The 24,541-nt window shown below is 63.5% G+C and carries 22 protein-coding genes, 1 other RNA gene and 1 pseudogene; 8 read left to right on the top strand and 16 right to left on the bottom strand.

Annotation, left to right across the window (positions count from 1 at the left end):
- Positions 1-230: 230 nt before the first annotated feature.
- Positions 231-647: pseudogene (locus tag QU44_RS18975) on the bottom strand (tetratricopeptide repeat protein); the annotation flags it as partial.
- Positions 648-807: 160 nt separating this feature from the next.
- Entirely contained in the window at positions 808-2,139 is a 1,332-nt protein-coding gene (locus QU44_RS10370; RefSeq protein ID WP_231621704.1) for an EAL domain-containing protein, read from the bottom strand.
- Between the two features lie 447 nt (positions 2,140-2,586).
- Here QU44_RS10370 and cysD point away from each other — a divergent pair, with 447 nt between their 5' ends.
- The 3 genes from cysD to QU44_RS10355 are packed head-to-tail and all read left to right on the top strand — an operon-like array spanning position 2,587 to position 6,163.
- The gene (gene cysD, locus QU44_RS10365) at positions 2,587-3,501 is read left to right on the top strand and encodes a sulfate adenylyltransferase subunit CysD (protein WP_033922073.1); all 915 of its coding nucleotides are present in this window, start codon (positions 2,587-2,589) and stop codon (positions 3,499-3,501) included.
- Positions 3,501-5,438 (top strand): sulfate adenylyltransferase subunit CysN, encoded by a 1,938-nt coding sequence (cysN, locus tag QU44_RS10360; protein ID WP_052134673.1) that lies wholly within the window; start codon positions 3,501-3,503, stop codon positions 5,436-5,438. The genes cysD and cysN overlap by 1 nt, the downstream gene beginning before the upstream one ends.
- Positions 5,420-6,163 (top strand): 3'(2'),5'-bisphosphate nucleotidase CysQ, encoded by a 744-nt coding sequence (locus QU44_RS10355; protein ID WP_033922071.1) that lies wholly within the window; start codon positions 5,420-5,422, stop codon positions 6,161-6,163. The genes cysN and QU44_RS10355 overlap by 19 nt, the downstream gene beginning before the upstream one ends.
- A gap of 24 nt (positions 6,164-6,187) precedes the next feature.
- Here the strand turns inward: QU44_RS10355 and QU44_RS10350 are convergent, their stop codons facing one another.
- Both QU44_RS10350 and QU44_RS10345 read right to left on the bottom strand, forming a co-directional pair.
- Complete coding sequence (locus QU44_RS10350) at positions 6,188-7,987, bottom strand: sensor histidine kinase (RefSeq protein ID WP_052134672.1); 1,800 nt, start codon at positions 7,985-7,987, stop codon at positions 6,188-6,190.
- Positions 7,984-9,852, bottom strand: coding sequence for a putative bifunctional diguanylate cyclase/phosphodiesterase (locus tag QU44_RS10345; RefSeq protein ID WP_081987975.1), 1,869 nt, complete (start codon positions 9,850-9,852; stop codon positions 7,984-7,986). The genes QU44_RS10350 and QU44_RS10345 overlap by 4 nt, the downstream gene beginning before the upstream one ends.
- A gap of 109 nt (positions 9,853-9,961) precedes the next feature.
- Between QU44_RS10345 and QU44_RS10340 the strand changes: the two genes are divergently transcribed.
- The gene (locus QU44_RS10340) at positions 9,962-10,390 is read left to right on the top strand and encodes a cupin (protein WP_231621703.1); all 429 of its coding nucleotides are present in this window, start codon (positions 9,962-9,964) and stop codon (positions 10,388-10,390) included.
- 56 nt (positions 10,391-10,446) lie between these two features.
- Here QU44_RS10340 and QU44_RS10335 read toward each other — a convergent pair whose 3' ends face one another.
- Positions 10,447-10,698: a hypothetical protein gene (locus QU44_RS10335; RefSeq protein ID WP_033922068.1), complete on the bottom strand. Its 252-nt coding sequence runs from the start codon at positions 10,696-10,698 to the stop codon at positions 10,447-10,449.
- 452 nt (positions 10,699-11,150) lie between these two features.
- Here QU44_RS10335 and QU44_RS10330 point away from each other — a divergent pair, with 452 nt between their 5' ends.
- Positions 11,151-11,585 carry a hypothetical protein gene (locus QU44_RS10330; RefSeq protein ID WP_033922067.1) on the top strand — a complete coding sequence of 145 codons (435 nt, stop codon included), beginning with the start codon at positions 11,151-11,153 and terminating at the stop codon, positions 11,583-11,585.
- Positions 11,586-11,668: 83 nt separating this feature from the next.
- On the opposite strand, the gene ffs is transcribed toward QU44_RS10330, so the two are convergent.
- The 5 genes from ffs to QU44_RS10310 all read right to left on the bottom strand — a co-directional run bounded on the left by ffs (position 11,669) and on the right by QU44_RS10310 (position 15,232).
- Positions 11,669-11,766, bottom strand: an RNA gene (gene ffs, locus QU44_RS17785) — signal recognition particle sRNA small type.
- 59 nt (positions 11,767-11,825) lie between these two features.
- Positions 11,826-12,683 carry a class A beta-lactamase gene (bla, locus tag QU44_RS10325; RefSeq protein ID WP_033922066.1) on the bottom strand — a complete coding sequence of 286 codons (858 nt, stop codon included), beginning with the start codon at positions 12,681-12,683 and terminating at the stop codon, positions 11,826-11,828.
- 1 nt (position 12,684) lies between these two features.
- Complete coding sequence (locus QU44_RS10320) at positions 12,685-13,020, bottom strand: 2Fe-2S iron-sulfur cluster-binding protein (RefSeq protein ID WP_033922065.1); 336 nt, start codon at positions 13,018-13,020, stop codon at positions 12,685-12,687.
- Complete coding sequence (locus QU44_RS10315) at positions 13,017-14,129, bottom strand: cysteine desulfurase family protein (RefSeq protein WP_033922064.1); 1,113 nt, start codon at positions 14,127-14,129, stop codon at positions 13,017-13,019. Before QU44_RS10315 ends, QU44_RS10320 begins: the two co-directional genes overlap by 4 nt.
- Positions 14,126-15,232, bottom strand: coding sequence for a cysteine desulfurase family protein (locus tag QU44_RS10310; RefSeq protein ID WP_033922063.1), 1,107 nt, complete (start codon positions 15,230-15,232; stop codon positions 14,126-14,128). The genes QU44_RS10315 and QU44_RS10310 overlap by 4 nt, the downstream gene beginning before the upstream one ends.
- A 113-nt stretch (positions 15,233-15,345) precedes the next feature.
- Between QU44_RS10310 and QU44_RS10305 the strand changes: the two genes are divergently transcribed.
- Positions 15,346-16,002: an alpha/beta hydrolase gene (locus QU44_RS10305; RefSeq protein WP_033922062.1), complete on the top strand. Its 657-nt coding sequence runs from the start codon at positions 15,346-15,348 to the stop codon at positions 16,000-16,002.
- Positions 16,003-16,006: 4 nt separating this feature from the next.
- Here QU44_RS10305 and QU44_RS10300 read toward each other — a convergent pair whose 3' ends face one another.
- Genes QU44_RS10300 through QU44_RS10290 form a run of 3 tightly spaced genes read right to left on the bottom strand, consistent with a single transcriptional unit; the run spans position 16,007 to position 17,498 of the window.
- Positions 16,007-16,300, bottom strand: coding sequence for a hypothetical protein (locus QU44_RS10300; protein ID WP_033922061.1), 294 nt, complete (start codon positions 16,298-16,300; stop codon positions 16,007-16,009).
- 6 nt (positions 16,301-16,306) lie between these two features.
- Positions 16,307-16,477, bottom strand: coding sequence for a membrane protein (locus tag QU44_RS18495; RefSeq protein ID WP_033922060.1), 171 nt, complete (start codon positions 16,475-16,477; stop codon positions 16,307-16,309).
- Between the two features lie 58 nt (positions 16,478-16,535).
- Positions 16,536-17,498, bottom strand: coding sequence for a threonine ammonia-lyase (locus tag QU44_RS10290; RefSeq protein ID WP_033922059.1), 963 nt, complete (start codon positions 17,496-17,498; stop codon positions 16,536-16,538).
- A 149-nt stretch (positions 17,499-17,647) separates the two neighbouring features.
- Here QU44_RS10290 and QU44_RS10285 point away from each other — a divergent pair, with 149 nt between their 5' ends.
- Positions 17,648-18,880, top strand: a complete 1,233-nt coding sequence (locus QU44_RS10285) for a type III PLP-dependent enzyme (protein WP_033922058.1) — start codon at positions 17,648-17,650, stop codon at positions 18,878-18,880.
- 78 nt (positions 18,881-18,958) lie between these two features.
- Here the strand turns inward: QU44_RS10285 and QU44_RS10280 are convergent, their stop codons facing one another.
- Entirely contained in the window at positions 18,959-20,137 is a 1,179-nt protein-coding gene (locus tag QU44_RS10280; RefSeq protein WP_033922088.1) for a carboxynorspermidine decarboxylase, read from the bottom strand.
- A 55-nt stretch (positions 20,138-20,192) separates the two neighbouring features.
- Entirely contained in the window at positions 20,193-21,398 is a 1,206-nt protein-coding gene (locus tag QU44_RS10275) for a saccharopine dehydrogenase family protein (protein ID WP_033922087.1), read from the bottom strand.
- 57 nt (positions 21,399-21,455) lie between these two features.
- Here QU44_RS10275 and QU44_RS10270 point away from each other — a divergent pair, with 57 nt between their 5' ends.
- On the top strand, positions 21,456-22,484 hold the full coding sequence (locus QU44_RS10270) for an alpha/beta hydrolase (RefSeq protein WP_231621702.1): 1,029 nt from the start codon (positions 21,456-21,458) through the stop codon (positions 22,482-22,484).
- Between the two features lie 141 nt (positions 22,485-22,625).
- On the opposite strand, the gene QU44_RS10265 is transcribed toward QU44_RS10270, so the two are convergent.
- Positions 22,626-24,509, bottom strand: coding sequence for an XrtA/PEP-CTERM system amidotransferase (locus QU44_RS10265; RefSeq protein WP_033922057.1), 1,884 nt, complete (start codon positions 24,507-24,509; stop codon positions 22,626-22,628).
- Positions 24,510-24,541: the final 32 nt, after the last annotated feature.

The raw sequence follows: 24,541 nt of genomic DNA, 5'->3' as shown, positions 1-24,541 counted from the left end.
TGGTCGATCAGCGTGTTAGCTTGCTGTACGTTCTCGGATTCAAGGTATACCAAGGCAAGATTCGTAAGAATACGAGCCTGCAAAAACGCGCTATTTTCTTTGATTGCCATTGCGAGAGCCCGGCGATATTCCCTGCCAGACTCTTCGTATCGTTCCATTGAACGAAGCCCTGCGGCCCTGTTGTTATAGAGGGTCAATAGCAGTAAATTGTCACCATCATAGACCTGCTCCGACTGATCAAAATAGCGACCCGCCGTTTTGTGGTCCCCGCCATAGACATATAGATTTGCAATATTTTGCAATGCGATCGCTTGTCCGCGAGGAAATCCGGCTTTACGAAAAGCCTCATATGCACCCTGATATGATTGCAAGGCACCAGCGGCATCTCCTCGCGCTGAGTATATACCTCCGAGGGTAGTTAGCGTGTCGCCATACAGCCGCGGATTGCGAGATGCGTAGGCAATCGCCCCCGCACTACGGATCAAGCGCTCTGCTTGACTCACATGAGCCAGCCGAACCAATGCCTCAGCCCCAAGCCAACGCACAGTCGCTAGTGATGCTGCATTTGCTTCGACATTGCCTTTTCTGATAATAAAACGCTCTAATCGCTGAGAAGAATAGAATACGTTCGCTGGATCGCGTATCATATCGGCTTTTATGGCAACAATTTGTTCATCGATTGGCACCTCTGCCATCGCTTTAGGTGCAATTGCCAAAGATATTATCAAAATAAATGCAGAAAAAGACGAAATTGAAAATTTAGACGCTGGCAGAATTAGACGTCTGCAGCATCGTGTTCGCGTTGAATTATGCACGTTTCCAGAACGCCTCAGGCCGGCCAAACGTTGGACGCATCGCAGCCATGGCCGCAAGATGGCGATCTTCTTCCAAAAACTGGATCATCGCATCGATCACGATCGGTCGGCTGATGAGATAACCCTGCGCCATATCGCATCCCATAACACTCAACAGCGCCAACGCAGCCGGTGTTTCCACCCCTTCCGCGGTTACTTCCATATCGAGCGCATGCGCCAGATCGATTGTCGAGCGCACGATCAGCGGATCGCGATTGCTACTGGTCAGCTCGAGTACGAACATCTTGTCGATCTTCAGCTCACGCGCCGGCAGCTGTTTCAAATAAGCCAGCGACGACAGGCCGGCACCGTAATCATCGATCGCCAGCGTGACACCGATCTCGGCAAACGTTCGAAGATGCCGGATCGCCATTTCAGGGTCCTTGATCACCGCAGTCTCGGTAATCTCGAATCCGATCTTGGTCGGCAAGCTGCGCACCATCGCGCATACTTGATCGACAAAATGACTATCCGCCAGCAACATCCCAGAAATATTCACAAAAATCGGAATATCAAATCCGGCGGCTGCCAATAGGCGTTGATCGGCAATCACCTTGCGAATGGTCCATAAGGTCAGTGCGCCAATCTTCCGGCCTTCCTCAGCCAGCGGGATAAAATCGCCCGGCAGGATCAGCCCCCGCACCGGATGCTGCCAACGCACTAATGCTTCGACGCTGACTATCTCTTGCCGGCGCAGATGCACTTTGGGCTGATATTGCAGGAACACGTCGCCGCTGGCGATGGCACCGCCCAGGTCCGAGATAAGTGCCATCCGGTCATAGCTTTTCTCATTCTTGGTGAGATCGCGAACGACATCGACCTTGTCTGCTCGCGCTTGCGTCAGCGCCGCTTCGGCGGCTTCGATCAGCCGCACATCATTACTGTCCTTGGCCGGCATCGTCGCGCCAGCAAACACCATCTCGATTTCATGCCATTCACCGGCAATTTCGAGCGGAACCTCAAAACAAGTTCGCAATCGCGCAATTGCAGCATCCGCGTCGACCGGCGCGCTGCCATCGCAGGCAATCTCCAGCAGCGAACGGCTCGCTGCGACGATATGGGCCGCTGGCCACGCCCCGGCGACGATCGCCGCCACATCCTGAATCAATTGGTCGGCGCGTGGTCTCCCCAATGCCCGTCGCAAATCACCAAAATTGACGATCTCAGCCAACAGAAACAGCCGCCACCCGGCGCAGCCGTCGTCAGCGCCGCTACGAATCGCCAAATCACCGGACATCGATCCGCAATAATTGCGCGTTTGGGGATCGGTGGTTTCCTCGGCCATCAGGCGCAGGATAGCGAACGATCCCTTGCAGACCCGTTAACATTCCAATCCTTTAGCGATCGTCAACCCCCACAAACCGTACTATAGCGCTTGCAATGTAATTAACATCTTGTTAACTATCATCATGCGTGCACATTGCAGCGCTGGGAGACATTTGATGTTTGACCTGTTCCGCGAGACCTACGGCGAGCAGCTTCGCCCCTGGTAATTCAAACATCGGCATCGCACCAACACGGAATGTGTGGTGCGGTACCGGCCTTTCCTTCGGGTCGCTCGAGGGTTGAAAGCGCACCGGCAACGGTGCGCTTTCTTGGTTTTTGGGCCTTTGCGACTGATGGGCACAGCGACAAACCGCCACTGCACGATGGTGCCGGCAAAAGCTGAGCTTGCAGGCGGGGCGGCAAAGCTCGTTGGCGTGACAGCGCGGTCGCGCTTACTTCGTTTGACATGCAAGCCACCGACCAGCCCCAGCTAACCCATCTCGATCGGCTCGAAGCCGAGAGCATTCACATCCTGCGCGAAGTCGCCGCCGAATCCGAACGCCCGGTGATGCTCTATAGCGTCGGCAAGGATTCGGCGGTGATGCTGCATCTCGCCAGAAAGGCGTTCTTCCCCGCGCCCCCACCCTTCCCGCTGCTGCACGTCGACACCACCTGGAAGTTCCGCGCGATGTACGATCTGCGCGCCAAGGCGGCCGTCGACGCCGGCATGGAATTGTTGGTGCATCAAAATCCCGATGCCAAGGCGCGCGGGATCAATCCGTTCGATCATGGCACGCTCCACACCGATTTGTGGAAGACCGAGGGACTGAAACAGGCGCTCGACCTGCACGGCTTCGATGCGGCATTCGGCGGGGCGCGGCGCGACGAGGAAAAGAGCCGCGCCAAAGAGCGTATCTTCAGCTTCCGCTCGGTTAGCCACCGCTGGGATCCCAAGCAGCAGCGTCCCGAATTATGGCGACTGTATAATACCCGCAAGGCCAAGGGCGAGAGCATCCGCGTCTTCCCGCTGTCGAACTGGACCGAGCTCGACATCTGGCAATATATCCTGGCCGAGGGGATCGAGATCGTGCCGCTCTATTTCGCCGCGCCGCGCCCGACGGTCGAGCGCGACGGGATGCTGCTGATGGTCGATGACGATCGCTTCCGCCTGTTGCCGGGGGAACAGCCGGTCGACCGGTCGATCCGCTTCCGCACGCTTGGCTGCTATCCGCTCACCGGCGCGGTCGAAAGCGAAGCCGCGACGCTGCCGCAGGTGATCCAGGAAATGCTGCTGACGACGACCTCCGAACGCCAGGGTCGCGCGATCGATCGCGATCAGGCGGCGAGCATGGAAAAGAAGAAGCAGGAGGGGTATTTCTGATGGCGACCAACCCGGCTTCGGCCCCGCGCGACTATGTCCCCGACACACTGATCGCCGACGACATCGACGCTTATCTGGCGGCGCACCAGCGCAAATCAATGCTTCGCTTCATCACCTGCGGATCGGTCGATGACGGCAAATCGACGCTGATCGGGCGGCTGCTGTATGATTCGAAGCAGATTTTCGAGGATCAGCTCTCGGCGCTCGAAAGCGACAGCAAGCGCGTCGGCACCCAGGGGCAGAATATCGACTTCGCCCTGCTGGTCGACGGGCTCGCCGCTGAGCGTGAACAGGGCATCACCATCGACGTCGCCTATCGCTTCTTCACGACGACTGCGCGCAAGTTCATCGTCGCCGATACGCCGGGGCATGAGCAATATACCCGGAACATGGTGACCGGCGCATCGACCGCCGACCTGGCGGTGATCCTGATCGACGCACGCAAGGGCATATTGACGCAGACGCGGCGGCACAGCTATCTCACGCAATTGGTGGGCATTCGGCACATCGTGCTGGCGGTCAACAAGATGGACCTGGTCGGCTATGACCAGGCCACGTTCGACGCGATCGTCGCCGACTATCGCGCCTTTGCCAGCGAGATCGGCATCGACGCCTTCACCGCGATCCCGATTTCGGGCCTGGGCGGCGACAATATCGTCGATCGCTCGACCGCGATGGACTGGTATGCCGGGCCGACGCTGATGCACCATCTCGATACCGTCGAGATCGACGCCGATCGCGAAGCGGCGCGACCGTTCCGCATGGGCGTGCAATGGGTCAACCGCCCCAATCTCGACTATCGCGGGTTCGCCGGCATGATCGCAAGCGGATCGATCAGCGTCGGCGATCCGATCCGCGTGCTGCCATCGGGGCGTAGCTCAACCATCGCGCGCATCGTCACCTTCGGCGGCGATTTGTCCAGCGCGCGCGCGGGCCAATCGGTGACGCTGACGCTGGCCGACGAAATTGACTGCTCGCGCGGCGACATCATCGCTGCCGCTGACGATGCACCGCAAGTCGCCGATCAGTTCCAGGCCAAATTGGTGTGGCTCGATGCCGAGCCGCTGCTGCCCGGCCGCGCCTATTGGCTAAAGATCGGGACGCAGACCGTCAGCGCGACGGTGCAGGCCCCCAAATGCACGATCGACGTCAACACGCTGCAATCGCTCGCGGCGTCGACGCTGAACCTCAACGACATCGGCGAGACCGAGATCATCACCGATCGCCCGATCGCGTTCGAAGCCTATGCCGATAGCCGCGAGCTGGGCGGCTTCATCCTGATCGACCGGATGACCAACCGCACCGTTGCGGCAGGCATGCTGAACTACGCGCTACGCCGTGCGCAGAACGTCCATTGGCAGGCGGTCGAAGTCACGCGCGAGGCGCATGCGCGGCAAAAGGGGCAGACCCCCAAATTGTTGTGGTTCACCGGCCTGTCGGGATCGGGCAAATCGACGATCGCCAATCTGGTCGAAAAGCGGCTGCACGCGCTGGGCAAGCACAGCTTCCTGCTCGATGGCGACAATGTCCGCCACGGGCTGAACCGCGACCTGGGGTTCGGCGATGCCGACCGGATCGAAAATATCCGCCGCGTGGGTGAGGTCGCCAAGTTGATGACCGATGCCGGGCTGATCGTGCTCACCGCCTTCATCAGCCCGTTCCGCGCCGAGCGCGAACTGGTGCGCAGCCTGTTGCCCGCAGGCGAGTTCGTTGAAATCTTCGTCGACACGCCGCTAGAGGTCGCCGAACAGCGCGACGTGAAGGGGCTGTATAAAAAGGCCCGAACCGGCGAAATCCCGCACTTCACCGGCATTTCGAGCCCCTATGAAGCCCCCGAAACCCCCGACATCCGAATCGACACCACGCGCATGACCCCCGAGGAGGCTGCCGAGGCGATCGTCGAACAGGTCGTCGGGGTATGGAGCCCGATGTTGTGAACGACGCGCGACTGGCGGCAGACATCGCCACCGAAGCCGGCGCGCTGCTACTCGCGCTGCAAGGCACGATGGCCCCGTGCCGCGAACTCGGCACGGCGGGCGATGCGCAGGCGAACCGGCTGATCCTCGATCGGCTGCGCGATGCGCGGCCCGAAGATTTCGTGCTGTCGGAGGAAGCCGCCGACGATCCCGCCCGCTGTGCCGCGCGGCGGCTGTGGGTGGTCGATCCGCTCGACGGCACGCGCGAATATGCTGAGGGGCGCGAGGATTGGGCGGTGCATATCGGCCTGTCGATCGACGGTGTCGCGGTGACCGGCGCGGTCGCGCTGCCGGCGCTGGGGGTAACCCTCGCAAGCGACGCACCGCCACCGCTCGCCCCCCTGCCCCAGCGCCCCCGCATGGTGGTCAGCCGCTCGCGGCCTCCGGTCGAAGCGGTGACGGTCGCCGAAGCGCTCGGTGCCGAGCATATCCCGATGGGATCGGCAGGAGCCAAGGCGATGGCGGTGGTGCGCGGCATCGCCGACATCTATCTCCACACCGGCGGCCAATATGCCTGGGACAATTGCGCACCCGCCGCGGTCGCTGCGGCGGCAGGGCTGCACGTGTCGCGCATCGACGGCTCGCCTTTGGTCTATAACTGCGTCGACGTTTCGGTGCCCGACCTGCTGATCTGCCGCGTCGAATGGGCCGATCGCGTGCTGGCGTTGCTCGCCGACCGCCAATAGTTCGGCACAGCGGGGTCCGATCGGCTAAGCGGCGATGCCTTCGGACCAGACCTCCGCCGTCGCCAGCGTCAGCACCACGCGCGCGCCCGAACCGGGGCCATCGCTTTCGATCTCCAGCATGCCGCCCATCGCGTTCATCGCATTGGCGCACCAATGCAGCCCCAGTCCGCCCGATTTATGCGAGCGGGTGCTATAGCCGCGCTGGAACAGGCGCGCGCTGAACGTGGGGTCGAACCCCTCGCCGTCATCGGTAATCCTGATACGGGTTAAGCCGTTACCCACCGAGATGCTGACCGCAATGTTGCCGGGTGTCACACCCTTGGCCGCGATAGCTTCGGCGGCGTTAGCAAAGATATTGCCCACCACCTGGCTCAGGATCACCCGATTCGCCATCGCCCGAAACGGCAACGCCGGAAAACTGAAGGTGATCGAGCGATCCCCCGAATAGCGCGCAATCGCGGCGCTTCGGGCGACCAGTTCGGAGATGTTGCAGGCCGCCAGTGTCGGGCGATCCTGCGCCGGGGCATGCTGGCAGCCGATGATCTCTATCACATCGCGGATCGCTTCACGACCGACCACCAGCTGCCGGCGGCGTTCGTCGCGATCTACCGCCGCCGCATCTGCCGAGGCGGTGACAAAGGCCGCCAGCTTCTGGCGGCGCGCAGCCGAAACATCGTCGCGCGCCAGTTCGGCGATCGCGCGGTCGAGCATGGGTCGGTCGACAACGCCGGGCCGGAGCACCCCTTGCGATAAAATCGTGCTGACCGGGTTCAATGCATTGCGAACATTGTGGATCATCGCAGCGGCGTGATCCGATCGCCCAAGCGCGAATGACTGTGCCGCGACCTGCTCACGCAAATCCTTGAGCTGGCTGAGCATCAGGTTGAGGCTGGTGATCAGGCTGCCGATTTCATCCTCGCGCCGGTCTTCCATCAACATCGTCAATGCGCCCGAAGCGCGCACCTGTTGCATATGATTTTCGATCCGTTGCAACGGCTTGAATACCAGGATGCTGATCGTTCGGCGCAGCACCGCGAATACGATCGCCAACAGCAATATCGATCCCCCGACCGCGAACATCAGCATGCGCCGGCCCAACATCGCCAGGTCGCGGGGTATGTCGAAACTGGCGGTTGCGACCGGTTGACCGTCTGCCCCGGGCAAGGGGATCGCCGCCCGCAGATACCCATCCTCTGCCGGAGGCGCAACGCCAGCCATCGGTGCCGCGATCACGATCTTGCGCTGCAACGACTCGCCAAGCATATCCGCCGTCAGCAGGCGTGCCGCGACAACAAACCGCTCGGTCGTGCCGTCAATGCCAGCGCGCACCCGCGCAGCGCCGATCACCGCAACCTGATCGCCGATACAGATATAAAAGCTGCGCGATTCACTTGTCTTCAGCGCCGCGCCCAGATCGATGCGCGCCAACGCCGCCAGCATTCGCGCGCGCATCGCCTTGCCCTCGTCGCCCGCATCCCCCCCGATCCAGCGCGCGGCAGTTGCACGCTGGTACTTGTCGAGAAAGGCAATGCCATCGATGCCCGGGGCGCTCATCGTGCCGTTTGCAATACTGGTATCGGCCGCATCGCGCGCGCTGGTTTCGGCTTTGGCGGCAAAGTCGAGCAACACGGCCTCAGCGCGTTGGCGCTGCGCGGCGACCACGTCCGATTCCATCTTGTCGAAGCTGGGGGTAATGACCACCACCATCAGCATGGCGATCGCAATCGCGGTGACCAGGCCGACGCCGGCCAGGATCAGCACCAGCCTGGCGCATAGCGAACGCGGCAGCCACCGCGCCCGGCGATGCAAGGCCGCTTGCATCATGCGAAGGTTCCGGTTGCGACCTCGATCTGCATCGGCATCGACACCGGCTTTGCGACGACATGGCGCTGCCGCGCAATCTCGACCGATTCATCGGCATCGACCGGGCGCGAGAGATGATAGCCCTGTAAATGGGAGCATCCGGCGATCCGCAGCGCCTGCACCTGCGCGGGGGTTTCGACGCCTTCAGCAACCACCTCCAGGCCAAGCGCGCGGCCAAGATGGATGATCGACTGCACAATGGCGGCGCTTTCGCGTTCCCGGCCCATGCCATCGATAAAGCTCTTATCGATCTTAAGGCAGTCCAGGGCGAATTTGCGGATGTTGTACAGGCTCGAATAGCCAGTGCCGAAATCGTCGAGCGCGATGCGAAACCCCATCTGCCGCAGCCGGTACAGCGTTTCCGCAGCACGCTCGGCATCGTCGAAAATCGCGGTCTCGGTAATCTCGATTTGCAGCCGGGTCGGCGAAACGCCCGCCCGCTGCACCCGTTCGACGACATGCGCGACGAAATTCTGGCGACGGAACTGGCGCGGGCTGAAATTGACCGAGACATATTGCTCGGGCCAGCGGCGCAAAGTCGCCAGTGCTGTATCAAGCACCCAATCGCCCAGGTCGTGAATCTGGTTCGATTCCTCGGCGATGGGGATGAAAATGTCGGGTGAGATCATGCCATATTCGGGGCTGTGCCAGCGCAACAGCGCCTCGAACGCCACCACCGACAAATCGCCGTGTTCGACGATCGGCTGATAGACCAGCCGCAATTCATCATTGGCGATGGCATTGGCCAGCCCGCCCTCGATCCGCCGACGAAAGCGGATCGATTCGTCCATGCTTTCATCGAACAGCCTGACGATACCGCGCCCTCGCCGCTTGGCTTCGTTCAGCGCCAGATCGGCGCGGCGCATCACGTCGATGGGGTCGATCCGCACCCCGCCTTCCACCACCACCAGCCCGATCGAGGCGCTGCTTTGCACCGAATGGCCAAACAGCCTGAAATTGGTCGAACAGGCCTGCACCAGCCGCTCGCACGCCATCAGCGCGGCATCTTCGCTCGGCGCGGCAAACAGCACACCGAACTCGTCACCACCCAGCCGTGCGACCAGTGCGTTGTCGGGGCCGTGCTGCTGAATGAGCGCGCACATCATGCGGATCAGCTGGTCTCCCGCGACATGGCCGAACGTATCGTTGACCAGCTTGAAGCGGTCGAGGTCGATCAGCGCGGTCGCAAACCCGCGTTCGCCGCGCACCAGCCCCGCAAGCGAGCGCAGGAATGCAAGGCGATTGGGCGCATCGGTCAGCAGATCGTGATTGGCGATATGCACCGCCTTGCTTTCATTCATCGCCAGTTCGAGCTTTTGCTCCTCCAGCTCCTCGATCTTGGCGGCCAGCGCCGCGCGAGTTGCGGCCAGCGCCCGATCCGCCTGCCAGCGATGGCAAAGCGCTGTCGCGGTCTGGACGATCTCCTCCACCTCGAACGGCTTGGCGATGTAGAAAATCTTGTCGGGAGGCCCCGCCACCCGCGCGATTTCCAGCGGCGAGAAATCGGAAAAGCCAGTGACGATGACGATGTTGATCTCGGGATCGAGCGCCCGGATCTGCCGGGCAGTTTCGCGGCCGTCGATGCCGGGCGGCATCCGAACGTCGATAAATGCGACGGCGAAGCGATCTTCCCCTGCCCGCGACACCTGTTCGATCGCCTCCAGCCCCTGGCTGGCATAGGTTATGTCGAAGTCAAACCGTTCGTCGGCGGTCGCAGGAGCGGCAGTGCCATCTTGCCCGAACAATTCGCGAGCCATGACGTTAAGCGCTTTGCCACTATTGCTAAGTACCGAGGGCGCAAGGCATTCCCGGTATGATGCATGCATCGACTGTTCGTCATCAATGACGAGAATGCGCACGCACCTTCCCCCAGACTATATCTATTGCGATGCTGTAACCGTGCAGGGTTAAGCAGAAGTGAAATATAGGTCCGCAATGGCCCCGGTCGGCAGCCCGCGCAGCGCGAAGCGGCGCGATCTTGGCCAGGGGGCGCAACCTTGCCCCACTGCCACAGCCGCAGGTACAGACCCTGCACAACTGGCAAATACGGGGTTCGCGATCGACATGGGCGACGGCGATGAGACGTTCGAGGCGCTGCTGCGGCGCGACGATGTGGTGATCGAGCGGATCATCTCGCACGGCCATGTCACCCCGCTCGACCAGCCCCACCTGCAGCCGCACGACGAATGGGTGATCCTTTTGCAGGGTGCCGCGCGGTTGCTGGTGGAGGGGCAGCCCGAACGCAGGCTTGCCATGGGGGAGCATATGCTGATTGCGGCTGACGCTCGCCACTGGGTGACGTTCACCTCACCCAGCGAGGCTACGGTCTGGCTGGCGGTACATTTGATGCGCGCCGGCGGCTGAACCGCATCATTGTCCGGCAATCATAGGGCGCGGGGGGCACTGCCCCCCGCTTTCGATCAGTTGCTGTCTGAATCGTCGTCGCTGTCGACCACCAGATAGACGCCCCCGGCGATGATGGCCGCTGCCAACAATGCAGGGAACAGGTTCGCGCCGGCGACGCGATTGCTCTTGGTTGCGGGCGTGGCCGAGCGCACCGACTGGGTGACCGAGAGCTTGGCGGCTGACGCTGCTGCCGGAACGGTCGAGGCTGCGACCGGTGCCGCAACTAATGCGGTAGCGGCCAGGCCGGAAAGAAGGCGTGCGATCATACTGGATCTCCCAAAAGCGGACGCGACAATGCGCCCCAACCTATTATTCGCGGGAGAGCCGGTAAGTTCCTTGTTTTGGCACTAGTATCGACGAATTGGTGCAGATTGCGGAAAACTGTGTCTTTTGCGCCGCAACATGAAATGCCCGAGTTACGACGCCAGCGACATCTGCCCGGGTTAATGTTTTAATAATGCTGCAAGTCGTTCAACTCCAACATGAAAGACCATTCACCGCACCTGCACCTGACCGCGCGATCAAGCACCTTCATTTATGCCTGTTTTTTAGGCGGCTAAGCTTGAAAAACAGGCAGTGTTGCGCCATATTCCAGATGCGGGCCGGGCCCCTCTGACGACGGTCGCAAGACAGTCGTGATGTCGGACGTATCGAACGCGCGGGGCTGCCGCTTTTTTGGGCACGCGCTTCGATCCACTCAATTGGACGAGGAGCTTGTATGATCTACGCACTGGCAACGCTGATGGCACTGGCCACCCCCCCCCAAATGGAAATCGCGCATGTCGCGACGATCGAGCATGGCGGCGCACCCGTCAGCGCGACCTATCGCGCCGATGTCGACGTAACGACCCGCCAGATCGGCATGGCGGCTGGATCGCGCGCAAGCACCCAGCGCTGCTTGTGGGCCGCACGGATTGGCGTGATCCGCGAAATCGGCCGCGCCAATAGCGGCACGATCAGTCAGCGGATCGATGGTGAAAAAGTCCTGAAAGGCAGCCGTCCCGGCTCGTGCGCTGCATTAACGCAACAGATCGAGCGCGAGGTCGAAACCCAAAGCGCCGCGGTTCGCTCGCATGTGATCGACGTGGCACAGCGCGACGAAGGTTCGCTGCGGCGCGACCTGCAAAATATGGGTGCCCTGGCGCTCAGCTGAGCAGTATCGAGCGATGAAGGCGCGGGGGTAGCTCCCCGCGCTTTTTCGTGCGTGGAGCCGAAGCTGCGTCACGACGAAGTGGCAAGGGTGGGAGCCGGGACGACCCGTAGCGAAATCGTTGCGGCTGCTTCCTTCCGGACCTGACCGGGTTGGCGAAGACTACGTCCGCCCGACTCCCGATCGGGCATATGGCGAAGGATCGGCCGGGGTGCAAGCACCTCGCCGCCGGCGCGTTCCCACTCAGGCGAACAGATCGCCGATCAGCGAGCCGATACGGGCATGTGCTTCCTCGGCTTTGGCAGGCGCAAGCCCGGGCGCGTCGAGATAACAGGCGATGAAGATCGGCTTGCGGCCCGGGGGCGTGGCGATGGCGATGTCGTTGACATAGCCCTCGCCGCTGGTGCCGGTCTTGTCGCCGACCTGCCACGACTTCGGCAAACCGGCACGAAGCCGCGCAAGCCCGGTCGTGCTGACCCGCATCCAACCCAGCAGCTTGTCGCGCGAGGCCGGCGACAGGGTATTGGCGGTGAACAAATGCTCAAGCAACGCCGCCATCGCTTGCGGCGTGGTGGTATCGCGAACATCGCCGCCCCGCACCAGATTAAGCGAAGGCTCATCGCGATCGAGCCGGGTGACGGTGTCGCGCTGCTCGCGAAAGAAACGGGTCAACCCCGCCGGTCCACCAAGCTGTGGCAACAGCAGATTGGCCGCGCCATTGTCGCTGACGGTAACGGCGGCCTCGCACAGCGCCTCGATGCTCAATTGTCCGGCAGCCACATTGGCGCTGGTCGTCGGCGAATGGCCGACCAGATCGCCTTCACCGAAACGGATCATCTGGGCCAGATCGAGCCGCCCGGCATCGGCACGCGCTAGAATCGCGGCGGCAAGCGGTGCCTTGAAGGTCGAGCACATGGCGAAACGGCTGTCGGCATCGAGCGACAAGCGGCGTCCGGTGCCGCTGTCATGCACCGCCAGGCCGAGCCGCCCGCCGGTTTCAGCGCGGATCGCCTCGAACGGATTGCGCCGCGCTTGCGCGAATGCAGGGCCGCTCGCGATCGTCGCTGCGGTGCCGATCAACAACGTGCGACGGTCGATCATCTCAGCGCCCCCGCATGTCGCGGCGCTCGGGCGGAATTCGCACCGTCATGCCGTCGAGGGTTTCGTCGAGGTGAATCTGGCACGCCAACCGGCTGGTGCGGGTGGCGCTGGTGGCTAGATCGAGCATATCCTCCTCCTCTTCGGTGGCGCGGGGCAGGCGATCGAAATCTTCGGCGGCAATGATGACGTGGCAGGTCGAACAGGCCATTTGCCCCTCGCACGTCCCCTCTAGCGGCTGGCCGTCATGTTGCGCGACGTCGAGCAGGCGGTCGCCTACGGCAGCGGTGACTTCGCGGACGGCATCACCCTCGGCGGCGACGAAGCGGATGCGGATCATGCCGCGATCCGCTGCGCGCGTGCGGCGGCGTCGATCCGGGTAAGCGCGTCGATCAATTCTTGCTCCTTGGTATAGCGGCCAAAGCCGATGCGGATCGAGGACCGCGCCTGCGCTTCGGACATGCCGATGGCGCGAAGCACATGGCTCGACCGGCCCGATCCGCTGGCACAGGCCGAACCTGCCGAAAAGGCGATGTCACGACATTCGCTCATCAATCGCGCGACGTCGAGGCCGGGCCGACGCACGTTCAAATTGCCCGCATAGCGTGAGGAAGCCGGGGTGGTCGGTGCGTTTTGCGCCCAATTGCCTCCCGCGTCGGCCAGGTTCAGGCAATCGGCCGCCACCGCCGCCAGCCGATCGACATGCGCCCTATCCTCGCCCGCACGCTCGGCCATCAGCCGCGCCGCCGCCCCGAAACCAGCGCACAGCGCCGGCGACAAGGTGCCCGACCGCCCATCCTCCTGATTGCCGCCATGCATCAGCGGCGCAAGCTTCACCCCGTCGCGCAGCCACAATGCGCCGATGCCCTTGGGGCCATGAATCTTGTGCGCCGACAGCGCAATCAGGTCGCATTCGGCGGGCACGGGCACCCGGCCATAGCCCTGCACCGCATCGCATAGCATCAGCGCCCCGGCTTCGTGCGCCAGCGCCGCCAGCTGCGCGATCGGCTGGATCACCCCGATCTCGTTATTGACCAGCATCGCTGCAACCAGCCCGGTGCCGGGGGTGATCGCCGCGCGCGCGGCGTCGAGATCGACCAGCCCGCCGGGGCCGACCGGCAGGATCGTCACCCCCCTGCCCCGCGCAGCCTCGGCCTGCACGGTATCGAGTACCGCGGCATGCTCGCTCGCCAGCGTCACGATCGCGCCGGTGGTGCCCTTGATCGCCCAATTGAGCGATTCGGTCGCGCCGCTGGTGAAGGCGACGCGGCCATCCTCGGGCAACAGCCCCGCGACCCAATCACGCGCGACCTCGACCGCGGCCTTTGCCTTGCGTCCCGGCGCATGCGCCGAATGCGGATTGGCATGCTGCGACTGGAGCCAGGGGGCCATCGCCGCCAATGCTTCGGGAGCAAGCGGCGTGGTCGCCTGGTAATCGAGATAGGTCACAGCCGGTGTCCGGCCTCGGCAACCGGCGGGCGTAGCTGGCCCGCGATTTCGCGCCAAGTGTTCACGAAACGGCCAATATCATCGGCACCGATCTCCCGCCCGAAGCTTACTCGGATCACTTCGCCCGCCGCCGCCGCGTCGATGCCCATCTGCGCCAGGACATGGCTGGGCCGCATTGATCCTGATGAACAGGCAGCCCCCGCCGACACCGCAATTCCCGCCAGGTCGAACCGGATAAGCTGGGTCGCGGCGGCAACGCCGGGCATGCGATACGCACCGATCAGCGGCGTCCGGCGTTCGGCGGCGACGGCGATCGGCTCGCCCCCTGCCTCGGCGATCAACTGGTCGAGCCTTTGGCGAAGGTCGGCCATATACACCAGGTCTTCGGGGCTATCGAGCGCCGCCTGGAACGCCACCGCGCCGGGCATATTCTCGGTGCCGCCGCGATAGCCACGCTCCTGCCCGCCGCTGGGCAGCAACGTTGCCAGATCACGCACCAGCAGTGCGCCGACGCCGATCGGCCCGCCGCGTTTGTGGGCAGAGATGCTGATGAAATCGGCGTGATCCTGCGGCAAGTCTCCATCGTCCCACCCCACCGGCATCTGCGCCGCATCGGCCAGCAGCAACCCGCCTGCGGCATGGACGATCCGCGCAACCTCCGCCAATGGCTGCAGCACGCCGGTTTCGTTATTGCCCCATTGCACCGCCACCAAAGCAGGCGCGACCGCACGCGCGAGCGCAGCCTCTAGCGCGGCGCAGTCGATCGTGCCGTCGGCCAGCACCGGCAACCTATCAGCATCGGGCACCGCGCGCAGCACCGCTTCATGCTCGGTCGCCGATACCAGCACCGACGCGACCTGCGCGCGGGTGCAGGCAATCGCAATCGCTTCGGATGCGCCGCTGGTGAACAGGCACTCACCGGCCCAGCCATAGGCGGCATTGATACGGGTGCGCGCACCTTCAATCGCCGCACGCGCCGCGCGGCCCTCGGCATGCGGCGATGACGGGTTGGCCCAATGGGCAAAACCATCGGTCAGCGCCCGAAACGCGGCGGGCACCATCGGGGTAGTGGCAGCATGATCGAGGTTCAGGCGATCGCCCAAGGCGGCTTTCCTTCGATAACGGCGGATAGATTGCGTGTTGGCACCAGCCGCTTATATAGCCACGACGTTTCTATGCGCCACCGCGCCCATCCTTTTGCCGAACAGGTTTGCCGATGCCCGAAGTGATCTTTCCCGGCCCCGAGGGCCGTCTCGAAGGGCGATTCGCCCCCGGCCCCCGCCCCCGCGCACCGGTTGCGATGATTCTGCACCCGCATCCGCAATCGGGCGGCACGATGAACAACCGCATTACGCAGGAGCTGTACAAGACGTTCCAGCGGCGCGGCTTCGCCACGTTGCGCTTCAATTTTCGTGGCGTCGGCAAGAGCCAGGGCGTGTTCGACAATGGCATCGGCGAATTGTCCGACGCGGCAAGCGCGCTCGATTGGGTGCAGAGCTTCCACCCCGAAGCTTCGACCACCTGGGTGGCGGGCTTTGGCTTTGGCGCGTGGATCGGCATGCAGTTGCTGATGCGCCGCCCCGAAATTCGCGGCTTCATCTCGATCGCGCCGCCGGCGAACATGTTCGACTTCACCTTCCTGGCACCCTGCCCGTCATCGGGCATCATCATCCAGGGCGAGAATGACGAAGTCGTCACATCGGGCGCGGTGCAAAAGCTGGTCGACAAGTTGCGGACGCAAAAGCACATCACCATCCACCACGACACGATCCCGCAGGCGAACCATTTCTTTGAACATGAAATGCCGCAATTAATGGGCAGCGTGGACAAATATCTCGATATGCGGCTGGCACCGGATTCGCCGATCCGCTGAAGCGTTACAGCAGCGATATGGCCCGAGCACTGCCGATCAGTCGACGACCCTCGTAGATCTCCCATGTTGCCCCCAAGGCAATGGGAGGGTCTATGGCGGTCAAGAAATCGACATGGCACATGAATTCCGTGCCAGGCACGATGAGGTCTTCGCTATCGGGTTTGACTTGGCCAATATGCATCGGGCCTGCAGCACCAAAGAAGGCGTGGTTCGGGCGAAAAGCCCCTTTCAATGGTGTGTCCCGCCCGCCCTCCTCGGTAGACAAAAGCTTTAACAGCGCCCTTAGCTGGAACGACATATCCGCTCACACCGTCCAGATCAGGACGTTACCCACCACGACGATCGCAACGCCGATCATCAGCACACCCTTTTGCCGGTCGCCGCGGCGGATGATCGCAATGCCGCCAAAGACAAGGGCGAATGCACCGATCATGGCGATGGTGAGCAGGGTGGTGGCTAGGGTCGAGCTTGGCATGGCCGGGCTATAGCCATTCCCTCACCCAAGGGGGAGGGTTTTGCGGGCGACCCTGCCCCTACCCAGCCAACACCTTGGCATAAGCAGCCGGATCGGTGTTGCCGCCCGACAGCAGCACCAATGTTCCGGGTTTTGGCGCAAGCTTCCCCGAAAGCAGCGCCGCCAGCGCGACTGCGCCACCGGGCTCCAACACCAACCGCAGGCGGTGGGCGGCGAAACGCTGGGCGATGCGAACCTCTTCCTCGCTCACCGCGATGCCGGTCGCCCCGCGCCGCGACAGCACGTCGAACGTGCGTTCGGCAACGCGCAAGGTTTGCAGCGAATCGCATGCGGTTGGGGGCGGATTGCTCGAAACCGGCTCGATCCAGCCGGCCTCAAGGCTGCGGGTCATGTCGTCCCAGCCTTCCGGTTCGGCGATCACGATCTCGGCGTCGGGCAGCGCCAGCGCGATGCCTGCCGCAAGGCCGCCACCGCCGCAGGGAATAACGGCCCGCAGCGGATCGCCAAGCCCCGCCGCCTGCATCTGCGCCGCCGCCTCGACCCCTGCACTCCCCTGCCCCTCGATCACCCAGGCATCGTCGAAACTGGGAACCAGGACCGCGCCGCGCGCATGCGCCAGATGCGCGGCGATCTTGGTCCGGTCCTCGGTCATGCGGTCATAGCGGACCACTTCAGCCCCCAGCGCCAGCGTGGCGTCGAGCTTCACCGCAGGCGCGTCGGCGGGCATCACGATCACCGCCTGCATGCCCAGCCGCTTTGCCGCCCAAGCCACACCTTGCGCGTGATTGCCCGACGAGAAGGCGACGACCCCATTCGCCCGGTCGGCCTCGGCGATCGCGGTCAGCCGGTGCCACGCCCCGCGCAGCTTGAACGCGCCGACCGGTTGCAGCGATTCGGCCTTGAACGCAACGTCGACCCCGCCCAGCTCAAGGCGCAGCAGCGGCGACGGCGGCAGGATCGCGGCGACCTTCGCCGCCGCATCGCGGACCCCGGCGCGCGTTGGCTGTCGTAAAAACGTCACAAATCACCCCTGGCCGTGAAAATTCACCTAGAATCACTTTACATCGCGAAGGTGCGACCATAAATGCACCCCTCGCTGCCCCATGGGACTTCCAACCGCAAGGCAGTGTTTCTGTACTTATGCCGAAAGGCAATTGGAGGTCCCTTGAATTGGCCAAGCACTATAGCGCGCTGGGGTTAGCTACTTCCCCGTTCGCCAACGCCATCGGCGTTGCACACGACAATGCACCGGTACAGCCGGTGACCTTGGTTCGTCCCCACGCCGCACGTCGCGCGGCTCGGTTCTTCGTGGAGAAGTTTCCGGGCACCTCGATGTATGCGGTGAAGGCGAACCCGTCTCCAGACTTGCTGCAAATCCTGTGGGATAGCGGCATTACCCATTACGACGTCGCGTCGATCGGTGAGGTTCGGCTCGTCGCCCGCACCCTGCCAGAGGCGACCTTGTGCTTCATGCACCCGGTTAAGGCTGAAGAAGCGATTTCCGAGGCGTATTTCACGCACGGCGTTCGCACCTTCTCGCTCGACACGATGGAAGAACTCGACAAGATCGTGCGCGCCACCAAGGCCGCCGAGGATCTGACGCTATGCGTTCGCATCCGCGTCTCGTCCGAAATGTCGAAGCTGAGCCTCGCGTCGAAATTCGGCGCTGGACCCGGCGAGACCAAGGAATTGTTGTTCGCGGCGCGGCAGGCATCGGATGCCTTGGGCATCTGCTTCCATGTCGGCAGCCAGGCAATGTCGCCCGATGCCTATGCCCAGGCAATGGAGCGGGTTCGGCTGGCGATCGTCGAAGCGGCGGTGACGGTCGATGTCATCGACGTCGGCGGCGGGTTTCCCTCCTCCTATCCGGGCATGGAACCTCCCCCGCTAGAGCGGTATTTCGAGACGATCCACCGCGCGTTCGAAAGCCTGCCGATTTCCTATTCGGCCGAGCTTTGGGCCGAGCCAGGTCGGGCATTGTGCGCCGAATACAGCTCACTCATCGTGCGCGTCGAACAGCGGCGCGGCGACGAACTGTACATCAACGACGGTGCCTATGGCGCGTTGTTCGATGCGGCGCATGTCGGTTGGCGCTTCCCGGTCGAATTGCTGCGCGAACCCGAAAGCCACGCCCGGGACATGGCGTTCAGCTTCTATGGTCCGACCTGCGACGATATGGACCATATGGCCGGGCCGTTCATGTTGCCGGCGGATGTGAAGGCGGGCGATTATATCGAAGTAGGGATGCTCGGTGCCTATGGCTGCGCGATGCGGACCGGGTTCAATGGCTTCGGCGTGGAATCGATCATCGAGGTCGAGGATATGCCGATGGCGACCTTGTACGACGATCTCGACGAGGATGCCGGGCGCAGCAACGTGGTGCGATTGGGCGCGCGCGGCTGACGCTTTGCAGATCGGACATAAATCGGGCGGCGGAAGCAATTGCTTCCGCCGCCCTTTTTGTTGGTATCGCAAAGGCGATTACGACAATCGGTCGCGGAAGCTTTCCCAACCGAATTCGCGCACCATTTCCAGACTGTCGTCGCGGCTGTCCCACAGCGCGATTGCGGGCAGCGGGACGCCGTTGAAGGTCGTGGTCTTCACCATCGAATAATGCGCCTGATCTAGAAACGCGACGCGAGCGCCGGGCACGGGAGGCACAGCGAAACGATAATCGCCGATGATGTCACCCGCCAGGCAGGACGGCCCGCCCAGGCGGACGCTGAACCCCTCACCCACAGGCGGTTCGCCCAGCATCGCCGGGCGATAGGGTGCCTCGATCACGTCGGGCATATGACACGTCGCCGATATGTCGAGAATGCCAACCGGAATACCGTTTTCAAACCGGTCGAGCAGTTCGCCGACCAATATGCCGGCATCGAGCGCGATCGCCTCGCCGGGTTCGAGCACGACCTCCAGCCCGGTGGTTTCACGCACATCGCGAAGGAACGCGACCAGATCGTCACGCTGATAATCGGCGCGCGTGATATGGTGCCCGCCACCGAAATTGAGCCATTTGAGCTGGCCAAAATACGGCTCGATCCGGGGCCGCAGCGCTTCCCAGGTGCGGCGAAGCGGCGGGAAATCCTGCTCGCACAGCGAATGGATATGCAGACCATCGACGCCTTCGAGATCGGCGGCGACAAGCTGGTCGGCGGGGTGGCCCAGGCGCGAATGCGGCTGTGCCGGATCATATTTGGCGACCTCGCCCTCGGCATGCATCGGATTGAGGCGAAGCCCGACGTCGACCACCGCCCCGGCCTCGCGCGCGGCGGCAAGTTCGCCCGCGAAGCGCCTGTGCTGGCTGGGCGAATTGAAGATCACATGGTCGGACAGCCGGCAGACTTCAGCAATGTCACCGGCCTTATACCCGGCGCAAAAGGTAGCGATTTCGCCGCGATAATGCTCCGCCGCCAGCCGCGCTTCCCACAGCCCCGACGTCGCGGTGCCATCGAGATAGCGACCGACCAGATCGCCCAGCGACCACATCGAAAACGCCTTCATCGCCAGCAGCACCTTGATCCCCGCCCGATCGCGGACATCGGCAAGGATCGCCAGATTGCGTTCGACCGCCGCCTTGTCGACGACGAAACAGGGGCTGGGCACGCGCGCGAGATCGAAACGCGCGAACGCGCCGGGATCGCCCGCCTTGGTGGTCATGGTGGTCATCATGTCAGCCTTCAAAATCCTCCCCGGCGCGGGGAGGATTGGATCGTCAGAACCGAAGCGGCTCGGGCAGTTCCTTCACCTGCCAGGGCAGGCCATGCGCGTTAAGCATGTCCATGAACGGATCGGGATCGAGCTGTTCGATGTTGAACACGCCTTCGCCCTTCCAGGTGCCATTGAGCATCAGCGCCGCGCCGATCATCGCAGGGACGCCGGTGGTGTAGCTCACCGCCTGATTGCCGGTTTCGGCATAGGCATCCTCATGGTCGCAGACGTTATAGACATAGACGGTCTTTTGCTGGCCGTCCTTTTCGCCGGTGGCGATGTCGCCGATATTGGTCTTGCCCTTGGTCGTCTCGCCCAGTGTCGAGGGTTCGGGCAGCACCGCCTTGAGGAATTGCAGCGGCACGATCTCGCGCCCTTCAAACATCACCGGCTCGATCGAGGTCATGCCGACATTTTCGAGCACGCGCAGATGCGTCAGATATTGTTCGCCAAAGGTCATCCAGAAACGGATGCGCTTGATCTCGGGCAGATGCTTGGCGAGGCTTTCGAGTTCCTCGTGATACATCAGATACATGTTCTTCGCGCCGACCTGGTCGAAGATGAACACCTGACGCTCGCTCAGCGCCGGGGTTTCGACCCATTCGCCATTTTCATAATGACGCGCGGGCGCGGTCACTTCGCGGATGTTGATCTCGGGATTGAAGTTGGTCGCGAAATGCTGGCCGTGATCGCCGCCGTTGCAATCGAGAATGTCGAGCGTGTCGATCCGGTCGAGCAGGTGCTTCTTGATATAGGTCGCGAACACGCTGGTGACGCCCGGATCGAAACCCGACCCCAGCAGCGCCATCAGCCCGGCGTCCTTAAAGCGCTCCTGATACGCCCATTGCCAGCTATATTCGAACTTGGCCTGGTCGCGCGGCTCGTAATTGGCGGTGTCCAGATAATGGGTGCCGGTCTTAAGGCACGCCTCCATCAGGTTGAGATCCTGATAGGGAAGCGCCAGGTTCACCAGCAGCGCAGGCTTTACCTGTTCGATCAGCCGCGCGGTCGCCTCGACATCGTCGGCATCGACTTCGGCAGTGGCGATTTCGACGCCATAGCGCTCCATCACCGATTTGGCGATCGCATCGCATTTGAAGCGGCGGCGGCTGGCCAGCGTGATCTTGCCGAACAAATCGGGGTTCTTCGCCATCTTGTGCACTGCAACCGACGATACGCCGCCCGCACCGATCACCAGAACGTCTTTCACAGATGAGCCTTTCGGATAGAAACCAATTGCGCTGCCCATATGGGAGCGTGTCGAAGGATGCAAAGATTAGGCGGGCGGCGTGACGGCGCGGTGACAGGAGAGACAGCGATGATCGACCGGCGAACGATATTGGGCGCGGGTGCCGCCGTTGCGGTAACCGGCGCGGCCGCGAGCGTCGCTCGTGCCACATCATTGCAGCAAACCACGCTGCAATGGCCGACGCGCGAACATTTCAAGCTGTGGCCGGGCCGTGCGCCGGGTGCTCCCGCGACGCTGCCTGTGCCCAAGCGCGACGGCCCCGCCGATGGCCGCGAACTATGGATGCGCGGAGTCGCCGAGCCGACGTTGTCGGTCTATCGCCCCGCCAAGCCCAACGGCATCGGGGTGCTGTCGATCCCCGGCGGCGGCTATGGCTTCGTCTCGGTCGAGAATGAGGGCGCGGGCGTGGCGCGCGTGCTCAATCCGCTGGGCTATACCGTCTTCGTGCTCACCTATCGCCTGCCCGGCGAAGGCTGGAGCCAGCGCGCCGACGTGCCGCTGCAGGACGCGCAGCGCGCGATGCGGCTGATCCGCGCGCGGGCGGCATCGTTCGGGATCGATCCGGCGAAGCTTGGCATCCTGGGCTTTTCGGCGGGCGGGCATCTGGCGGCGTCGCTGACCATCGGCCATGCCGACCCAGTCTATACCGCGCTCGACGCAGCCGATCGGGTCGACGCGCGCCCGGCATTTTCGGGGCTGGTCTATCCGGTGACCGCGCTGACCTATGACGGCAAGCTCAACGGGTCGGGCCGCAACCTGGTGGGCGACGTCGCCGATCCGGCGATTCTGGCGCGCTACGACACCGTCGCGCGGGTCACCGCGCAGACGCCGCCGATCTTCCTGTTGCATGCCGCTGATGACGGGCTGGTGCCGCTGGAGATGGGACTGTTGATGCTGACCGCGGCGCACGCCGCGAAAGTGCCGGTCGAGGCGCATTTCTATGAAAAGGGCGGGCATGGCTTCGGGATGGCGGCAGATCCGGCGCATCCCGCGCACGGCTGGGGCGCGCTGTTCGCAACCTGGGTGGCAAGGCACATGGCAACCTAAAAGCCCTCTCCCGCCTGCGGGAGAGGGTTGGGTGAGGGCCTTCTTCTTCCACGCGCCACAACCGAAAAGCCCTCACCGCTGCGACTAGGGGCCGCAAGTGCGCCCCCAAGTCTCGCCCCCTCTCCCGCCTGCGGGAGAGGGTCAGCCGAACAACCGCGCGACGCTCTTTTCCAGCATCAGCAATTGCCACAGCGTCCGGCCATGCTCGGCCCTGCCCGCCTTGTGCTCACTCGCCAGCCGCTCGATCGCCGCCGGTTCGAACCAGGTCGCGAGCAACGGCGAGCGCGCCAGCCCGGCTGCATCATCGGCGAGTGGCCCACGGAACCACGCGCTGATCGGCGTCACGAACCCCATCTTTGGCCGATACAGGATGTCGCGCGGCAGATACGGCTCCATCGCCTTTTTCATCAGCCACTTGCCCTCACCCCCTCGCACGCGCAGCGAAGCCGGCAGCGTCGCGGCGAATTCGATCAAGCGGTGGTCGAGCAAGGGTTCACGCGCTTCGAGGCTGACCGCCATGCTCGTCCGATCGACCTTGGTGAGGATGTCTCCCGGCAGCCAATGCTTGAAATCGGCATATTGCGCGGCGTCGAGCCCGTCGCGCCCCGGCGCGGCGCGCATCGTTTCGATATAGCGCGTCTCGGCACGGTGGCCGCCAAGCGCGCGGCGGGTGGCGGCGTTGTACAGCCCCTCGCGGATCGCGGGCAGCGTCACCCCGACCGACTTGGCATAAGCGGTCGGACCATCCTCGGCCAGCGCGAGCAGCGTCGTCCTGGCGCGCAGCGGTCGCGGTGCCCAATCGGCCTTGGGGTAGATCGCCCCCAGCGCGCCCGCGCCGCGACGAAGCGCCGCCGGCAACAGCCCGCGCACCCGCTCTTCGGCGGCGTGAAAGCGATAGCGGCGATAGCCCGCCATCGCCTCATCGGCACCATCGCCCGACAGCGCCACCGTCACCCGCTCGCGCGCGAGTTCGCAGACGCGATAGGTGGCGAGCGCCGAGGCGTCGGCAAAGGGTTCGTCGAATGCCGCCACCAGCGTATCGATCAGCGCGAAATCGTCCGAGGCGACGGTGCGGACTCGGTGATCGGTGGCGAAACGATCGGCGATCGCCTGTGCGTGCGCGCGTTCGTCATGCCCCGCCTCGTCAAAGCCGATCGTGCAGGTTTGCACCGCGCGCGGGCTCGCCTCGGCCATCAGCGCGACCACCGCCGAACTATCGACCCCGCCCGACAGGAATGCGCCGAGCGGCACGTCGGCGACCATGCGCGATCGCACCGCTGCACGCAGATGGTCGGTAAGCTCGGCCTGAAGGTCGCTGACGCTGCCCTTGGTGCGCTGCGAGAAATCCACGTCCCACCATTTGCGCGGTTGCGGCACCGGGTGCCCGCGTTCGACGAGCAGGAAATGGCCGGCGGGCAGCTTCTTCACCCCGGCGATAAGGCAGGCATCGTCGGGGACATAGCCCAGCCCCATAAAATCCTCGATCGCGCGCACATCGAGTTCGCGGCGAAGCAGAGGATGCGCCAGCAACCCTTTGAGCTCGGACGCAAATGCAAGCGCGCCGTCGGCGAGCTCGACATAATGAAGCGGCTTCACCCCCATCCGGTCGCGCGCCAGGAACAGGCATTGGCGGCGGCTATCATGCAGCGCAAAGGCGAACATGCCGTTCAGCCGATCGAGAAGGTCCGGCCCCCACGCGCGCCAGCCGTACAGCAGCACTTCGGTATCGCCCGCGGTACGGAACCGTGCACCCTTGGCTTCGAGCTCGGCGCGGACTTCGGCGAAATTGTAAATTTCACCATTATAGGTGACGGCGATCTCGCCATCGTCGGCCGCCATCGGCTGACGCCCGCCCGCCAGGTCGATGATCGACAGGCGGCGATGACCGAAGCCGACCCCGGGCGCGGTCCAGATTCCCGATCCATCGGGCCCGCGATGCGCGAGCGCGTCGGTCATCGCGGCGATGCGCGCGGGTTCGACTGGCTTGGGAGTGCCGGGGTAGAACAGGCCTGCAATGCCGCACATCGCCCTGCCCTAGCCCGCCCGCGCCGAAATGT

Source organism: Sphingomonas sp. 37zxx (assembly GCF_000786205.1).
Classification (GTDB): domain Bacteria; phylum Pseudomonadota; class Alphaproteobacteria; order Sphingomonadales; family Sphingomonadaceae; genus Sphingomonas.
The sequence above is the reverse complement of the archived record's forward strand: the minus strand, read 5'-3'. Positions and strand labels throughout refer to the sequence as shown.